15 protein-coding genes are annotated in these 14,014 nt (G+C 46.8%); 12 read left to right on the top strand and 3 right to left on the bottom strand.

Features of this window, described 5'->3' with window-relative positions; translation table 11 throughout:
- Positions 1 to 9: 9 nt before the first annotated feature.
- The 7 genes from D0C16_RS03880 (at position 10) to motD (ending at position 7,310) form a co-directional block, all read left to right on the top strand.
- Positions 10 to 729, top strand: coding sequence for an RNA polymerase sigma factor FliA (locus D0C16_RS03880; RefSeq protein WP_191968713.1), 720 nt, complete (start codon positions 10 to 12; stop codon positions 727 to 729).
- A 196-nt stretch (positions 730 to 925) separates the two neighbouring features.
- Entirely contained in the window at positions 926 to 1,309 is a 384-nt protein-coding gene (gene cheY / locus D0C16_RS03875; protein ID WP_039914554.1) for a chemotaxis response regulator CheY, read from the top strand.
- A gap of 34 nt (positions 1,310 to 1,343) precedes the next feature.
- Positions 1,344 to 2,147, top strand: a complete 804-nt coding sequence (locus D0C16_RS03870) for a protein phosphatase CheZ (RefSeq protein WP_151031087.1) — start codon at positions 1,344 to 1,346, stop codon at positions 2,145 to 2,147.
- 25 nt (positions 2,148 to 2,172) lie between these two features.
- The gene (locus tag D0C16_RS03865) at positions 2,173 to 4,440 is read left to right on the top strand and encodes a chemotaxis protein CheA (protein WP_151031086.1); all 2,268 of its coding nucleotides are present in this window, start codon (positions 2,173 to 2,175) and stop codon (positions 4,438 to 4,440) included.
- Positions 4,441 to 4,521: 81 nt separating this feature from the next.
- A complete protein-coding gene (locus tag D0C16_RS03860) occupies positions 4,522 to 5,676 on the top strand; it encodes a chemotaxis response regulator protein-glutamate methylesterase (RefSeq protein WP_151031085.1) in 1,155 nt (384 codons plus the stop codon).
- Positions 5,676 to 6,422, top strand: a complete 747-nt coding sequence (locus D0C16_RS03855; RefSeq protein ID WP_151031084.1) for a flagellar motor protein — start codon at positions 5,676 to 5,678, stop codon at positions 6,420 to 6,422. Before D0C16_RS03860 ends, D0C16_RS03855 begins: the two co-directional genes overlap by 1 nt.
- 15 nt (positions 6,423 to 6,437) lie before the next feature.
- Complete coding sequence (gene motD / locus D0C16_RS03850) at positions 6,438 to 7,310, top strand: flagellar motor protein MotD (RefSeq protein ID WP_151031083.1); 873 nt, start codon at positions 6,438 to 6,440, stop codon at positions 7,308 to 7,310.
- 12 nt (positions 7,311 to 7,322) lie between these two features.
- Here the strand turns inward: motD and D0C16_RS03845 are convergent, their stop codons facing one another.
- The gene (locus D0C16_RS03845; protein WP_151031082.1) at positions 7,323 to 8,291 is read right to left on the bottom strand and encodes an amino acid ABC transporter substrate-binding protein; all 969 of its coding nucleotides are present in this window, start codon (positions 8,289 to 8,291) and stop codon (positions 7,323 to 7,325) included.
- A 258-nt stretch (positions 8,292 to 8,549) separates the two neighbouring features.
- Between D0C16_RS03845 and D0C16_RS03840 the strand changes: the two genes are divergently transcribed.
- From D0C16_RS03840 to D0C16_RS03825, 4 genes are all read left to right on the top strand, one after another.
- Positions 8,550 to 9,386, top strand: a complete 837-nt coding sequence (locus D0C16_RS03840) for a ParA family protein (RefSeq protein ID WP_151031081.1) — start codon at positions 8,550 to 8,552, stop codon at positions 9,384 to 9,386.
- Positions 9,383 to 10,468 (top strand): chemotaxis protein CheW, encoded by a 1,086-nt coding sequence (locus D0C16_RS03835; protein ID WP_225318896.1) that lies wholly within the window; start codon positions 9,383 to 9,385, stop codon positions 10,466 to 10,468. Before D0C16_RS03840 ends, D0C16_RS03835 begins: the two co-directional genes overlap by 4 nt.
- 124 nt (positions 10,469 to 10,592) lie before the next feature.
- On the top strand, positions 10,593 to 11,078 hold the full coding sequence (locus tag D0C16_RS03830) for a chemotaxis protein CheW (protein ID WP_039913855.1): 486 nt from the start codon (positions 10,593 to 10,595) through the stop codon (positions 11,076 to 11,078).
- Positions 11,079 to 11,119: 41 nt separating this feature from the next.
- Positions 11,120 to 11,506 (top strand): DUF2802 domain-containing protein, encoded by a 387-nt coding sequence (locus D0C16_RS03825; protein WP_151031080.1) that lies wholly within the window; start codon positions 11,120 to 11,122, stop codon positions 11,504 to 11,506.
- A gap of 69 nt (positions 11,507 to 11,575) precedes the next feature.
- On the opposite strand, the gene D0C16_RS03820 is transcribed toward D0C16_RS03825, so the two are convergent.
- Positions 11,576 to 12,304 (bottom strand): phosphoadenylyl-sulfate reductase, encoded by a 729-nt coding sequence (locus tag D0C16_RS03820; protein ID WP_151031079.1) that lies wholly within the window; start codon positions 12,302 to 12,304, stop codon positions 11,576 to 11,578.
- 225 nt (positions 12,305 to 12,529) lie between these two features.
- Between D0C16_RS03820 and thrH the strand changes: the two genes are divergently transcribed.
- Positions 12,530 to 13,147 (top strand): bifunctional phosphoserine phosphatase/homoserine phosphotransferase ThrH, encoded by a 618-nt coding sequence (gene thrH / locus D0C16_RS03815; RefSeq protein WP_151031078.1) that lies wholly within the window; start codon positions 12,530 to 12,532, stop codon positions 13,145 to 13,147.
- 86 nt (positions 13,148 to 13,233) lie between these two features.
- Here the strand turns inward: thrH and D0C16_RS03810 are convergent, their stop codons facing one another.
- Positions 13,234 to 14,007, bottom strand: coding sequence for an RNA methyltransferase (locus D0C16_RS03810; RefSeq protein WP_151031077.1), 774 nt, complete (start codon positions 14,005 to 14,007; stop codon positions 13,234 to 13,236).
- Positions 14,008 to 14,014: the final 7 nt, after the last annotated feature.

Genomic DNA, 14,014 nt, shown 5'->3' with positions numbered 1-14,014 from the left:
GGTTTAGCCATGTACGATAAAAAGACCTTGCTCGATGCGCAAATCAATATCGAAGACTACGCGCCTTTGGTTAAGCGCATTGCCTATCACATGATGATGCGGATGCCTGCCAGTGTGCAGGTGGATGATCTTATTCAGGCGGGCATGATTGGCCTGATCGAAGCTTCACAGAAATATGACATGTCACGCGGTGCGAGTTTTGAAACTTATGCCGGCATTCGTATTCGCGGTGCAATCGTGGATGAGATGCGTCGTGGTGATTGGGTCCCCCGTTCAGTGCATCGCAACGCCCGTCGGGTGTCCCAGGCTATTGCCGCTGTAGAAGCTCGTACTGGTCGCGACGCGACTGACGGGGAAGTGGCCGCGGAATTAGGCGTTTCTCTGGATGAATACTTCGTCATGTTGCAAGACTCCAGCAGCGCTCGTTTGTTCAGTTATGAAGAAACTTTTGGCGAGGAAGACAGCAACATAGATGCGTCGGAACATAGCAGCGCCTTTGTTAGCCCCTTGGAAGGTATGCAGCGCGACGGTTTGAAAAAAGCGTTGTTTGATGCCATTTGCCAATTGCCTGAGCGCGAACAAATGGTGTTGTCGCTCTACTATGATCAGGAGCTAAACCTGAAAGAAATTGGTTTGGTATTGGGCGTAAGCGAATCGCGCGTTAGCCAGATTCATAGTCAGGCTGCCGCGCGCTTGCGCACCAAGTTGAGTGATTGGCATACCGGTTAGCCGGTTAAATGCTGTACGCGTTGATTAATAAATGCAGGGTGGCTCGGCAGATAGGCTTGAATAATCTATACATGTCAGAATTTGAGCTATGATTTGCATTAAAAGTTGAAGATTTGAGTGCCTTAACTGGCCGATGCTTTAACTCCTACTAGACTATGAGTAAATGAAAATCCCGTTACGGGGAGTGGAGGTTACGTTGGATAAGAACATGAAAATCCTGATTGTTGATGATTTTTCGACGATGCGACGGATCATTAAAAACCTGTTACGCGACTTGGGGTTTTCCAATACCCACGAAGCCGATGACGGTGTTACAGCACTGCCCATGCTGAAAAGTGGCGATTTTCAATTTCTGGTAACCGACTGGAACATGCCGGGTATGACTGGCATCGATTTGTTAAAAGCCGTGCGTGCCGACGAAAAGTTGCGCACTTTACCAGTACTGATGGTGACGGCAGAGGCCAAGCGCGACCAAATCATTGAAGCGGCTCAGGCTGGTGTAAATGGTTATGTGGTTAAGCCATTTACTGCGCAAGCCCTTAAAGAAAAAATCGAGAAAATTTTTGATCGCGTAGGTTAATTGCTTCCGGATCAAATAATAAAAAGGCGTTGCCATGGCATCTGACATTCAAATTTCCGTCAATAGCGAATTCGTGGTTGAGTTGAAAGAGTGCGCAAAGTTGCTCACCGAAAAACTGCAAAGCAACCAGTTCGAAGACGCATCGGTATTGATCCAAACCATCACCCAATCTCGCGATCGTCATATCTTCCAATCGGTAGGGCGGTTAACACGGGGATTGCACGATGCAATTGTGAATTTTAATGTGGATGCTGACCTTACTAAAGAGCCGCCAAAGATCGAAAACTCTGATATTCACGATGCATCCAATCGCTTGAATTACGTCATTGATCTCACCCAAAAAGCTGCTGAAAAAACGATGGATATGGTGGATGAAGCGGCGCCAATTGCAATGAATCTGGGGCAGGAAGCAACCAGCTTACGCGATGAATGGGCACGCTTGAAACGCCGCGAAATGAGCCTGGATGAATTTCGTTTGTTGTATGACCGGATGGATAGCTTTTTAGCACAAATGGTTACGGGTACTGAACAACTCAGTAAAAATTTGCAAGACATTGTATTGGAGCAAGGCTTCCAGGATCTAACCGGGCAAGTATTAAAACGGGTTATCGGTTTAATCAATGAAGTGGAAAAAGATTTAGTGAGCCTGGTGCGCATAGCCGGGCAGGTAGAAGAAATTACCGGCCTCACTGAAGATCGCGAACAGGTCGCTCACGATATGGAAATTATGCATAAGCGTAAAACTGAGGCCGAAGGGCCGCAAATTAATAAAGAGCGGGCTGATGTGGTTGCCGGGCAGGATGAAGTTGACGATTTACTATCGAGCCTTGGCTTCTAATTGCTGAATACTTGAGGAATCTTGAATGAGTTTTGGTGATGACGAAGACATTCTCCAGGATTTCCTGGTAGAGGCGGGGGAAATCCTCGAACGCCTCAGCCAGCAATTAGTGGATTTGGAACAGCGCCCGGAAGATAAAGATTTATTAAACGCAATTTTCCGTGGCTTTCATACGGTAAAAGGCGGTGCAGGCTTTTTATCCTTAACTCCCATGGTGGAATGCTGTCACGTTACTGAAAACCTGTTTGATATTTTGCGCAATGGAAAACGCACGGTTACATCGGAATTAATGGATGTAGTGCTGCAAGCGCTGGATATGGTCAACCAGCAATTTGAATTGGTTTCCCAGCGCGAAGAATTGCCGCCGGTTGAGCCAGCGTTAATTCATGCACTTGAACGTTTGGTTTCCTGCGAGGATTTGCAAGAATCTTCTGCTGAATCGGCCGTAGCTGAAGCTGTGCCAGAAATTGACAATGCAGCGGTGGCCGCCGCCGGTGATATCACCGACGCCGAGTTTGAGCAATTACTTGATGCCATTGCTGGCAAACCAGTATCAACGCCAGTTGTCGCGCCTGCGGTTGCAGCAACACCCGCGACTAGTGCGAGTGATGATATTAGTGAAGACGAATTTGAAGCTCTTTTGGATCAGTTGCACGGTAAAGGCAAAGGCCCAGGCGATGTAGCACCAAAGCCGAGTGAAGCTCCACCAGCCGCTGTTAGCAAAGCTACTTCAGATGAAATTAGTGAGGATGAATTTGAAGCCTTGCTTGACCAGTTGCACGGTAAAGGTAAGGGGCCAGGAGTTCCTGGAGTTGCTGCGCCCGCTCCAGCACCAGTTGCAACGACAGCACCAGTTTCAGCCGGTGGAGGTGAATTAATAACTGACGATGAATTTGATGCATTACTTGATCAGCTACATGGCAAGGGCAAGGGGCCGGGTACCGGAAGTGCAGGTGCTGCGCCACCGGCTAAACCTGCCCCTAAACCGGCAGCAGAAGTAAAACCGGCTGCACCTGCTGCGCCCGTTAAAAAACCTGAGCCCGCAAAGGCAGCGCCTGCTGCATCCGCGCCACCACCTGCACCCGCCACCGATAAAGATGCGCCGCAAGTAGAAACTACGGTGCGTGTAGATACCCAGCGCCTCGACGACATCATGAACATGGTTGGGGAGTTGGTGTTGGTGCGCAATCGTTTGGTTCGGTTGGGGAATAGCTCTACTAATGAAGCGCTAGTAAAAGCAGTTGCAAATCTCGATGTAGTCACCGCCGATTTGCAAACGTCCGTAATGAAAACGCGGATGCAGCCGATCAAAAAAGTATTTGGTCGTTTTCCTCGGGTGGTGCGTGATTTGGCGCGCAGCCTGCGCAAAGAAATTAATTTGGAATTGGTTGGTGAAGAAACCGATTTGGATAAAAACTTGGTAGAAGCGTTGGCCGATCCATTAGTGCATTTGGTGCGCAATTCAGTTGACCACGGAATAGAATACCCGGAAATACGCGAAGCAAATGGTAAAGCGCGTATCGGACAGGTAGTGCTCGCTGCAGAGCAAGAGGGCGATCATATTTTGTTGTCCATCAGCGATGATGGCGCCGGTATGGACCCGGCAAAATTGCGTCGCATCGCTGTAGAAAAAGGCATGTTTGATGAAGATACTGCCAATCGTTTATCAGATACTGAAGCGTACAATTTAATTTTTGCACCAGGCTTCTCTACCAAGAAAGAAATTTCTGATGTATCTGGTCGCGGTGTGGGTATGGATGTGGTGAAAACCAAAATTACCCAACTCAACGGTACGGTAGAAATTAAATCCGAATTGGGTAAAGGCACTCGTTTTATCATCAAAGTGCCATTAACGCTTGCGATTATGCCCACATTGATGTTTATGTTGGGCCAACAAACATTTGCCTTCCCGCTTGTAAGTGTGAACGAAATTTTCCATATGGATTTAACCAAGAGTCATATTGTAGACGGGCAGGATTGCGTGGCAATTCGTGATCAGGCGATTCCACTTTTCTACATGAAAGACTGGCTGGTGAAAGGTGCCTACGGTCATCGGCCTGATGCAGCCCACGTAGTTATAGTTACGGTGGGCACTCGCCGTGTTGGTTTTGTGGTGGATCAATTAATCGGCCAGGAAGAAGTGGTAATTAAACCACTTGGAAAAATGTTGCAGGGCACACCAGGTATGGCCGGTGCAACCATTACCGGAGACGGTACCATCGCATTAATTTTGGATATCCCCAGCTTATTACGTCGCTACGCAAAAGGATCGACGAGTTGGGGCCACAACTAACTTGTTCAATAAAATGCCTGCTTCGCAGGCATTTTGATTGGCGTTTTTTTCCAAAGCAGTTGCAACTGCGGAGTATGTTGAATGCCTGTCCGGGTATTAGTCGTCGATGATTCCAATTTCTTTCAGCATCGCCTGAAAGACATTATTAATGAGCACCCGGATTTAAAAGTAATTGGTATTGCAAGTAATGGTCGTGAAGCGGTAGAGAAGGCGGCTGAATTGAAGCCTGATATCATCACTATGGATTTTGAAATGCCGGTGATGGATGGAGTAACGGCAATTAAGCACATAATGGCGAATCGCAAAGTACCAATTTTGATGTTTTCTTCGCTTACCTATGAGGGGGCGAAAATTACTCTTGATGCTTTGGCGGCGGGTGCATTGGATTTTATTCCCAAAGATTTTGCCGAAGTGTCCCGCAGCTCTGAAGTGTTGAAAAAAAAATTACATGAACGCTTGATTACGCTTGCCGGTGTAAGTGCTCGCATAGCGTCACCTACGCCAATCAATGAAGCTAAAAGCCCAGTGCCAGTTCCTTCACTACAGACATCGAGTGTTAGGGTATCATCACCGACCCCTGCAGCTCCTCCAACCCCGATAAGACCGGCGGTGTCAGCGCCGCACGACGATAGCAAGTCTACAGCGCCTGATAATTATCGTCTTAAAAACAAACCTAAAATTCTTGTTATTGGTGCATCTACCGGCGGGCCAGTCGCGCTCGCGGAGGTGCTCATTACCTTGCCTGCGAATTTCCCGTTGCCAATCGTGCTTGTCCAACACATGCCAGAAAACTTTACCAAAGCGTTCGCAGAGCGTTTAAACAAACAATGCAAAATTCAGGTTCGTGAAGCGGTGGACGGCGATCAGCTACAACCCGGACTCGCGTTGTTAGCCCCGGGCGGAAAGCAGTTAATGCTGGATAAACGCAACGGCGGTTCCGTACGCGTTTTGCCAGATGATGATCGCGTTACTTACAAGCCCTCGCTGGATATCACGTTTGGTTCGGCAGCAAATACCTATGCCGATAAGGTGTTAGGTGTTGTGCTTACGGGTATGGGCTCAGATGGTTGTAAAGGTGCCGGTATTTTAAAGCAAATGGGGTCATCACTTTGGTCTCAAGATGAGGCAAGTTGCGTAATTTATGGAATGCCTATGGCGGTTGCTCGCGCAGGTTTTACCGATAAAGTGCTCAGTCTGAAAGATATTGGGCCGCGACTGGTGCGAGAGGTTATGTAATGGATGTCCTGAGTATTATCGGTGTTATTGTTGCCTTTGCCGCGATTATTGGTGGCAACTTTATGGAAGGTGGCGGGTTGGGAACCTTGGCAAACGGTCCGGCGGCATTTATTGTTATAGGCGGGACTCTGGGTGCGGCCATGTTGCAAACATCCAAAAATAGTTTGCGCCGCGCACTAAAAATTATTCGTTGGGTTGTTAAGCCGCCCTATGTACCTTTCAAGCAAGGCGTCTCCACTATTTCCCGTTGGGCGGCAGCTGCACGTAAAGATGGTCTGTTGGGGTTGGAATCTATCTCTGAGCGAGAAAAAGATCCGTTTGCAAAAAAAGGCTTGCAATTGTTGGTGGATGGAAATGAGCCTGAAGTGATCCGCCGTATTCTGGAAACGGATTTAATTGTGGATGAACAAAGAGATTTTGACGCGATAAAGTTTTACGAATGTATGGGTGGTTACGCACCCACGATCGGTATTATCGGTGCGGTGATGGGCCTTATTCACGTAATGAATAATTTAGCTGACCCCGCTACATTAGGGCCGGGAATTGCAATCGCTTTTGTGGCAACAATTTATGGTGTTGCGTTGGCCAACCTGGTATTTATTCCGGTATCCAACAAGCTACGGATGTGCGTCAATGAAAACTCACAATACCGTGAGTTGATTATTGAAGGCATTATCGCCATTGCTGACGGCGAAAATCCACGCTCAATTGAAATGAAACTCAACGGTTATTTGCATCCGCACTGAGGTTAATCTGATTTTATGGTGCGTCGCAGACGAGAAGATATCCATATAAACCATGAGCGCTGGTTAGTGTCTTATGCGGATTTTATTACACTTTTGTTTGCTTTTTTTGTTGTGATGTATTCGATTTCCCAAGTAAATGACAGCAAGTATCGTGTGTTGTCAGATACCTTTATCGAGGCATTTAACCAGCCAACTGACTCACAAACGAATGCAGAGCCTTCAGAACAGTTAAATCCTTCCAATGATGTTATTACCCCAATTGATATGGGGAAAACGGCCCAGACGACACCTGAACAGCAAGAAGCACCCAGCGTCATTAGTAATGTCGGTGAGGTTGCCAATGCGATTAGTTCCGTGGCTACTGCGGTTGACCCATCAACCAAGAGCGACGAACTATCACAAATTTCAGATTTGGTAACTGAAAAATTTTCCCAACTGATTGATGATCAAATGGTTCAGGTTTCCAGCAACGAACTGTGGCTACAAATAGAGTTAAAGGACAGTATTTTATTTAGCTCCGGCAGTGCTGAAACCAGTGAGCAGGCGCAGAAAATTTTTGATGAAATTGCCGCAATCCTGAAGGGCTATTCCAACCCTGTGCAAGTGGAAGGTTTTACCGACAATATTCCTATTAACAGCGCTAAATACCCTACGAACTGGGAGTTGTCCTCCGCACGTGCTAGTGCAATCGTTAAATATTTGACAACTAAAGGCGTTGCTCCGGAGAGATTGTCTGCGGTTGGTTATGGTGAGTATCAACCGGTGGCCTCTAACGAAACGGATGTAGGAAGGGCGCAAAATCGCCGTGTCGCGATTATGGTAGCCAAGCGCAAAATGGATCGTCCAAAAGCAAATTTAAAGCCTTCGCCCGATAATATAGTTCGATAATTTAATATTTTCTCAATCGAAAGTGGTGAGTTGTAGTGTTGTACGGCGTTTCTCTTCTAATAATTTCTCCCCCCAGCGTAAATTATCAATGCTACTGAAAAGTTCGTTGAAGCTGCCATCAGCGAGCGCGATTTTTAAACCTTGTTCAATGCGCTCCATCAGCGCTTTGTTATCCTTCCGTACGTAAAAATACACAGGGTTTTCGTAGCGAAGAAAGAGTGATGACTCAAGAGCAATTCCCTGACTTGCGTAGGTTTCAACTTCGATTCGAACCTGATAGATACCCCGCGAGAAATAATCAAATCGATGAGATTTCAGCATTTTGAACAGATTGAAATAGCTCATACTGAGCACAAGCGGCAAACCGTTCTCTTCCATGACTTGGCGATCAGGCCAGTGCGAACCAATACCTCCTTTGAGTTTGCGCAAATCAGTAAGTGATTTTACGGCTGAAAATCTTTTCTGATCCTCGGTGCGAATTAGAAATACCCGGTAATCGCTCAGGTTTTTTAACAGGCGAATAGGGATCGGAGCAATGTTGTAGCGTAGGTTTTGGGAATGGGGCATCCAGGTTACATGTATTCGTCCCCGTTCAATTTCCCGCAATAAACGATTGGTTATTGGCATTACTGGTACAAAACTGAGTTTAAAGGGGCCGTGTGTCGGAACTGTTTTGGTAAGCGCCAGTTCTAATAAGTGACTGTAGTAGTAATCATCATGATCCTGTTTGAGATTTTCCTCACAGGCAATAACAACTCTAGTAATACCGTCGTTCTGCTGTTGCTTTTCTTTGGCATGGACGGTGACAGTAAAGATAAAGGCAACAAGGCCGATAACTAGAGAAAGGCTTGAGGCGGATAAAGGGTTTCTGGACATCGTTACCACATCAGAAATTGGTTGGCATCTGGAATTGCACTTGGCTCTTTTATAGTCTAGTTCCGAAAGGGAAATCTGATTATTCAGAAGTGTTAAGAACATCACCTTGAACGTTCCTGGTTGTTTAATGCGGACTTGAACTTGGCGGCAGCTGGGCGATACTAAATATCCCTCTGAACAAAATATGACCCGCGGGCGAAATTTACTTTGCAGTTTTGTGGCGGTTATGGGGTTTGAAGATGATAATCATGCCAAGCGTAACCAGTCGCGCTATTACTTGCCGGCATAGAGATTGCTAATACAAGGTATACAAGGGTTTTACGATTAATGTGTCTGGTATTTGACGCCAGAGAGGATCGATAAGTGCGGATCTTGGCCATTGCAAATCAAAAGGGTGGGGTGGGGAAAACCACAACAACTGTCGCCTTGGGCGGGCTTATCGCCAACTCTGGCCACAGGGTATTGTTGCTCGATATTGACCCTCACGGATCTTTATCTACCTGGTTCGGGATTGATCCGGACGCACAGGCGCTAAGTAGCTATACACTGTTTCAGGAGCGCAAAGAGCTCTCCTATCAGTCGGTGAAGCGGCTGGTGTTACCGACTCAATTCGCAAATATTGAAGTTATACCCGCGACCACGGCATTGGCGACTCTTGAGCGCCAGGCAATAGGTCAAGATGGTATGGGCTTAGTGTTAAGCCGGGCGTTGTCGCTACTAGCTGACGAATACGATTATGTGCTTATAGACACTCCACCATTGTTGGGAGTGCTCATGGTAAACGCCTTGGCTGCTTGCCAATATTTAGTGGTGCCCGTGCAAACTGAATTCCTGGCATTAAAAGGGCTTGAGCGTATGGTAAATACGTTGAACATGATGTCGCGCTCGCGTAAAAAAGCGCTGGATTACACGGTGGTACCGGTCATGTTTGATCGCCGCACCCAGGCATCTGTCACCAGTTTGCGCAGTATTCGGAATACTTACCCGGAGCAATCCTGGCCGGGGCATATACCGGTAGATACGCGTTTTCGCGATGCGAGTAAGGCAGGAATCCCGCCACATTTGTTTGATCCCGCCAGTCGGGGTGTTGAGGCGTATAGTTCGCTATGGCATTGGCTGGAAAAGAAATTCAAACTACTTGATTCAACGGGGCCGCTTACAAGTCCTGTAATCGTTAGCAAGGCAGGTGCATTGTCGTGAGCTCAAAGCAATCATCGGGTGATGATGTACCTAGTCCCGATGACATTCTCAATAATTATCTGGATGACTTACTCGGCGGAGAAGACCCGCTGGGAGTTGCGCTGGGTGCAATGGACATACAGATCACGCCGCTTGCCGCCAACGCTGGTTCCGCACGAGTAGTCCCGTTACCTACAAAAAAAACTTTCGAAAAATCGAGCGAGTTTGCTGATAGTAAAATCAAAGAACGTAAGCCAGTTAAATCTCACGTGCGTGCCGAATCACGTCCTGTGTTGCCTCCCATTGCATCACCAAAAGTCAAAGCGGAAATCGCAAAGGATGCAAATTCAATATTTGTTGAACCTGAGGCCATACAAAGTCAGGAGCAAAAATTAAAACTGGAAAAATTGCTGCAATCGGCACGAACGCAATTGCTTGTGGATGCTCCTGTAGGCGTCTCGGTTCAGCTTGAGGTGCACACCAAAACAGCATTTATGGAAGATCCCGAGGAGATTCAGGAATGGGATGTTGAAGTTGGAGTAGAAGTTGCCGATCCTGAATTTGAGCTTGCGGCCGCGGTGAAGGAAGAGTCTCCAGTGGGGCATTTCCAACTTGACGGATTGGAGTGGCTAACGAACGGCCGACCTCAATGGGCGCAATCTCGCTTTGATGTACTGCTGTTCCAAGTGTCTGGATTAACCTTGGCAGTACCACTAATTTCGTTAGGGCAAATTCAACCATTGACCGATGAGCTAACTCCCTTATTTGGCCAGGCAGATTGGTTTATGGGACTGCAACCAACTCCTGCAGGTAAAATTCGCACCGTCAATACCGCCAAGTTCGTTATGCCAGAGCGCTACGATGCTTCGTTTACTGAAACGGCCAAATATGTCGTGTCAATTAATGGGGTGCCTTGGGGGTTGGCCGTTGATTCCGTTAACCAGCCAATCACGTTGGAGCCGGAGGATGTGAAGTGGCGAGGTGATCGCAGCAAGCGACCTTGGCTTGCTGGTACAGTGAAAGAACATATGTGTGCCTTGTTGGATATTCCGCGAATTGGGCAGATGTTAATCGATGCAGATAAGAATTTCGTACCGGCGTAGTTTCACATCTGGTACTTCAATTTAGTGTTTCTGCAAAAGTGGCATAGGAAAAGTCCTCGTCTATAGTTATAACGACATGTATCGATTTGCCGCCCACGGCAGGCGGCTCCAGAGGAACCTGAAGATGGCAACTGATGTAGCAAAGAATAAAAGCACTGATGATCCAGTGTTGCAGTGGGTGACTTTTCGTCTCGATGGAGAGACCTACGGCATAAATGTAATGCAGGTTCAAGAGGTCCTGCGTTATTCGGAAATTGCCCCGGTGCCGGGCGCGCCATCCTATGTATTGGGTATCATTAATCTACGCGGTAATGTCGTAACTGTTATTGATACCCGTCATCGTTTTAACTTGTCCAGCGGCGAGATTACCGACAACACCCGGATCGTAATTATCGAAACTGATCGTCATGTGATTGGTATCCTCGTGGATAGCGTTGCGGAAGTGGTTTATTTGCGTCAGTCAGAAATTGAAATGGCTCCTAATGTCGGCAACGAAGAAAGTGCGAAATTTATCCAAGGCGTTTGCCACAAAAACAACGAGTTGCTGATTTTGATCGATTTGAATAAATTGTTGACCAGTGAAGAGTGGTCAGAGCTGGAAGATGTTTAATCCCGTGGGCCACTTATGGATATGAGTGCTGGAACAAATTCATGACTCTGTTGGAAATTGGTTTATTCATATGTTTGCTAGTTAGCGCGGCGGCTTTGGCAATCGCGCTTTTTACGTTTAAGCGTTTGCGCCTTCAGGCACTGGATACAGAAAAGTTAATTCAACGTTTAACACGCGAAGTGGCAGCATCCAGTAGTGGTTCAGTGGGTATGGGTCAGCGACTGCTGGCCATGGAAAAGCGTTTGCAAGTATCCGGCGATAAAAAGCCGGAAAAAATTGATTACTACAATGACGACGAGTTTCAGCCTTATTCCCAGGCTGCACAAATGTTTAAGATGGGAATGGATGCTGAAGAAGTCGCGCGCCGCTGTGGTTTATCGCGTGCTGAGGCATCGTTATTAGAGATGATGCAAAAGTCGACACGGTAGTACGCACCGTTGCATAAAATATTCTTGTTAGCGGTAAAATTAAGGGAGCTCATGCTCCCTTAATATTTTTTATTCACTATCGATATTTCCTGCGTGTAGTCCGCATTCCTTCTTGGTTGCTTCTTCCCACCACCAGCGTCCTTCGCGCTCATGCTGTCCCGGTGCTACCGGGCGCGTGCAAGGCTCGCACCCGATCGAAACAAATCCCCGTTCATGCAATTCGTTGTAAGGTACTTCACACAGGCGGATGTAATCCCACACCTCTTTGGATGACCAGTTTGCCAAAGGGTTGAACTTAGTGAGCGTTTCACCGGGGCGTGCAAAATTTTTGTCATCTTGAATAACCGGAATTTCCGCGCGGGTGGGGCTTTGATCTTTACGCTGGCCAGTGATCCACGCATCCAAGGTCAGCAGCTTTTTACGTAGTGGTTCAATTTTGCGTATACCGCAGCATTCCTTGTGGTCATCTTCATAGAAACTGAACAAACCTTTTTCCTGGACAAGTTTCCGTACTGCCTCACCATCGGCCGAAATTACATCAATTTTTATACCGTAGTGTTTACGCACTTTTTCAATAAATCGATAGGTTTCTGAATGTAAACGCCCGGTATCGAGACAAAATACGGGAATATCCGGGCGATAGTTGCGAGCCATTTCGATAAGCGCAACATCTTCAGCGCCACTGAATGAAATGGCGATATTGTCGAATTGCTTTATCGCATATTTAATAATTTTCTGTGGGCTATCCTGTTGGAATTGGGCATCGAGATCGACTACGTTAATCAGGTTTTCGGTCATGGCGGCTACTCACGGTAATATTATTGCCTCGCAGTAACGAGGCTCCTATATAGGGTGGTTAAGGATACCAGAGGAGCTGCAGCTTCCCAATAATCCTGATGACGGGGCGATCTGGCTACGGCTTTTGGGTGGACGTCCAGGTTTGCTTTAACCGGACAAAACAGGTAGATTGCCGCCATTCTTTTGACTCAAATAGCCCTATTTTTAACCGTTTTGGAGGTTGCTGTGGAAATTGCATGCCTGGATTTGGAAGGTGTACTGGTTCCGGAAATCTGGATCGAATTCGCGAAAGTTACTGGTATTGAAGAGCTTAAAGCAACTACGCGCGATATTCCTGATTACGATGTGTTGATGAAACAACGTATCCGTATTCTTGAAGAACATAAGTTGGGCTTGAAAGAGATTCAAGACGTAATCGCCACTCTCAAGCCATTGGAAGGTGCTGTAGAGTTTGTTGACTGGTTACGTGAGCGCTTTCAAGTAATTATCCTCTCTGATACTTTCTATGAATTCTCACAACCGCTTATGCGCCAGTTGGGTTTCCCGACGCTGATGTGCCATCGTTTAAATGTTGATGAACGTGGCATGGTGGTAGGCTACACTCTTCGCCAGAAGGATCCAAAACGTCAGTCAGTATTAGCGTTGAAAACCCTCTACTACCGCATTATCGCCGCGGGTGATTCCTACAACGACACCACTATGCTTGGCGAAGCAGATCAAGGCATATTGTTCCATGCACCGCAAAATGTGATCGAGCAATTCCCGCAATTCCCTGCTGTTCACACGTATGAAGACCTGAAAAAGGAATTCATCAAGGCGAGCAATCGCCAGTTAAGCTTGTAATAAGTTTCGCTTTTACCGGGCCTCTTTTTCGGAAGGGGCTCAATGTTATCGAGAGACTCAACAGTTTTAAGCTGAATCGTACATCGTTATCGAAATGCAATCAGTGCTGCGGTAACCGCAACATTTAGCGATTCAACTCCGTTGTTCATTGGGATGCAGACTTTCGCGTTGCTCAAGCTTTCAATTTCTACTGATACGCCTTCAGATTCATTTCCCAATACATAAATACAAGCACCGCCAGGCGCAAACTTTTTAAGCTCGACTTGTGCGTGAGATGAAAGTGTGCAAATGGTAGCGCCTTGTTGCTGAAAATCTTTTAGTGCTTCTTTTAAGTCTTTGCAGCGCAACAACGGTGCTCGGAATACAGTGCCAGCACTTGCTTTAATTACCAGTGGGTCAATTTGCGCGTTACCCTTCTGAGGCAATAAAATTCCATCGATATTTCCTGCGCACGCAGAGCGGATAATCATTCCCAGATTTTGCGGGTTTTGCACTCCATCCAGTGCAAGCAATGTGTAGTTTTTTTCGCGGTTGTTAGCGATAAACTCGTCATAGAGTTGATAGCCGCGTAGTTGCAAGTCTGCTGCAACGCCTTGATCTTGTGCCGCATTTTTAGATATTCGAGACAGCGCTTGTCGCTCATGGAAAAAAATTTCTGCGCCTTTGCTTTTGGCTAGTTTGATGATTTCATCAATAATGTCAGCTGATTTATTGCTTGTTGCCAGATGCAGACGGTAAATATACGTTGCTGGGTCTTGTAGTGCTTCAAGTACGGTCTTGCGTCCATAGACTGTCATCAACGAATCAAAGAAGCGTTTTTTTTCGAGATAAGCTGGGCTATCGTCGCGCGGTTTATTCATATTCGCG

Source organism: Cellvibrio sp. KY-GH-1 (assembly GCF_008806975.1).
Taxonomy (GTDB): Bacteria; Pseudomonadota; Gammaproteobacteria; order Pseudomonadales; family Cellvibrionaceae; genus Cellvibrio.
Note: the sequence above shows the minus strand (reverse complement) of the source record. Positions and strands in the feature narration are given on the sequence as shown.

Excerpts from the sequence above, each read along its gene's own strand:
- D0C16_RS03860 (WP_151031085.1), top strand. The coding sequence starts at position 4,522 with ATGCCTGTCCGGGTATTAGTCGTCGATGATTCCAATTTCTTTCAGCAT.
- D0C16_RS03825 (WP_151031080.1), top strand. The coding sequence starts at position 11,120 with ATGACTCTGTTGGAAATTGGTTTATTCATATGTTTGCTAGTTAGCGCG.
- D0C16_RS03820 (WP_151031079.1), bottom strand. The coding sequence starts at position 12,304 with ATGACCGAAAACCTGATTAACGTAGTCGATCTCGATGCCCAATTCCAA.
- D0C16_RS03830 (WP_039913855.1), top strand. The coding sequence starts at position 10,593 with ATGGCAACTGATGTAGCAAAGAATAAAAGCACTGATGATCCAGTGTTG.
- D0C16_RS03810 (WP_151031077.1), bottom strand. The coding sequence starts at position 14,007 with ATGAATAAACCGCGCGACGATAGCCCAGCTTATCTCGAAAAAAAACGC.
- D0C16_RS03855 (WP_151031084.1), top strand. The coding sequence starts at position 5,676 with ATGGATGTCCTGAGTATTATCGGTGTTATTGTTGCCTTTGCCGCGATT.
- D0C16_RS03880 (WP_191968713.1), top strand. The coding sequence starts at position 10 with ATGTACGATAAAAAGACCTTGCTCGATGCGCAAATCAATATCGAAGAC.
- motD (WP_151031083.1), top strand. The coding sequence starts at position 6,438 with ATGGTGCGTCGCAGACGAGAAGATATCCATATAAACCATGAGCGCTGG.
- D0C16_RS03870 (WP_151031087.1), top strand. The coding sequence starts at position 1,344 with ATGGCATCTGACATTCAAATTTCCGTCAATAGCGAATTCGTGGTTGAG.
- D0C16_RS03865 (WP_151031086.1), top strand. The coding sequence starts at position 2,173 with ATGAGTTTTGGTGATGACGAAGACATTCTCCAGGATTTCCTGGTAGAG.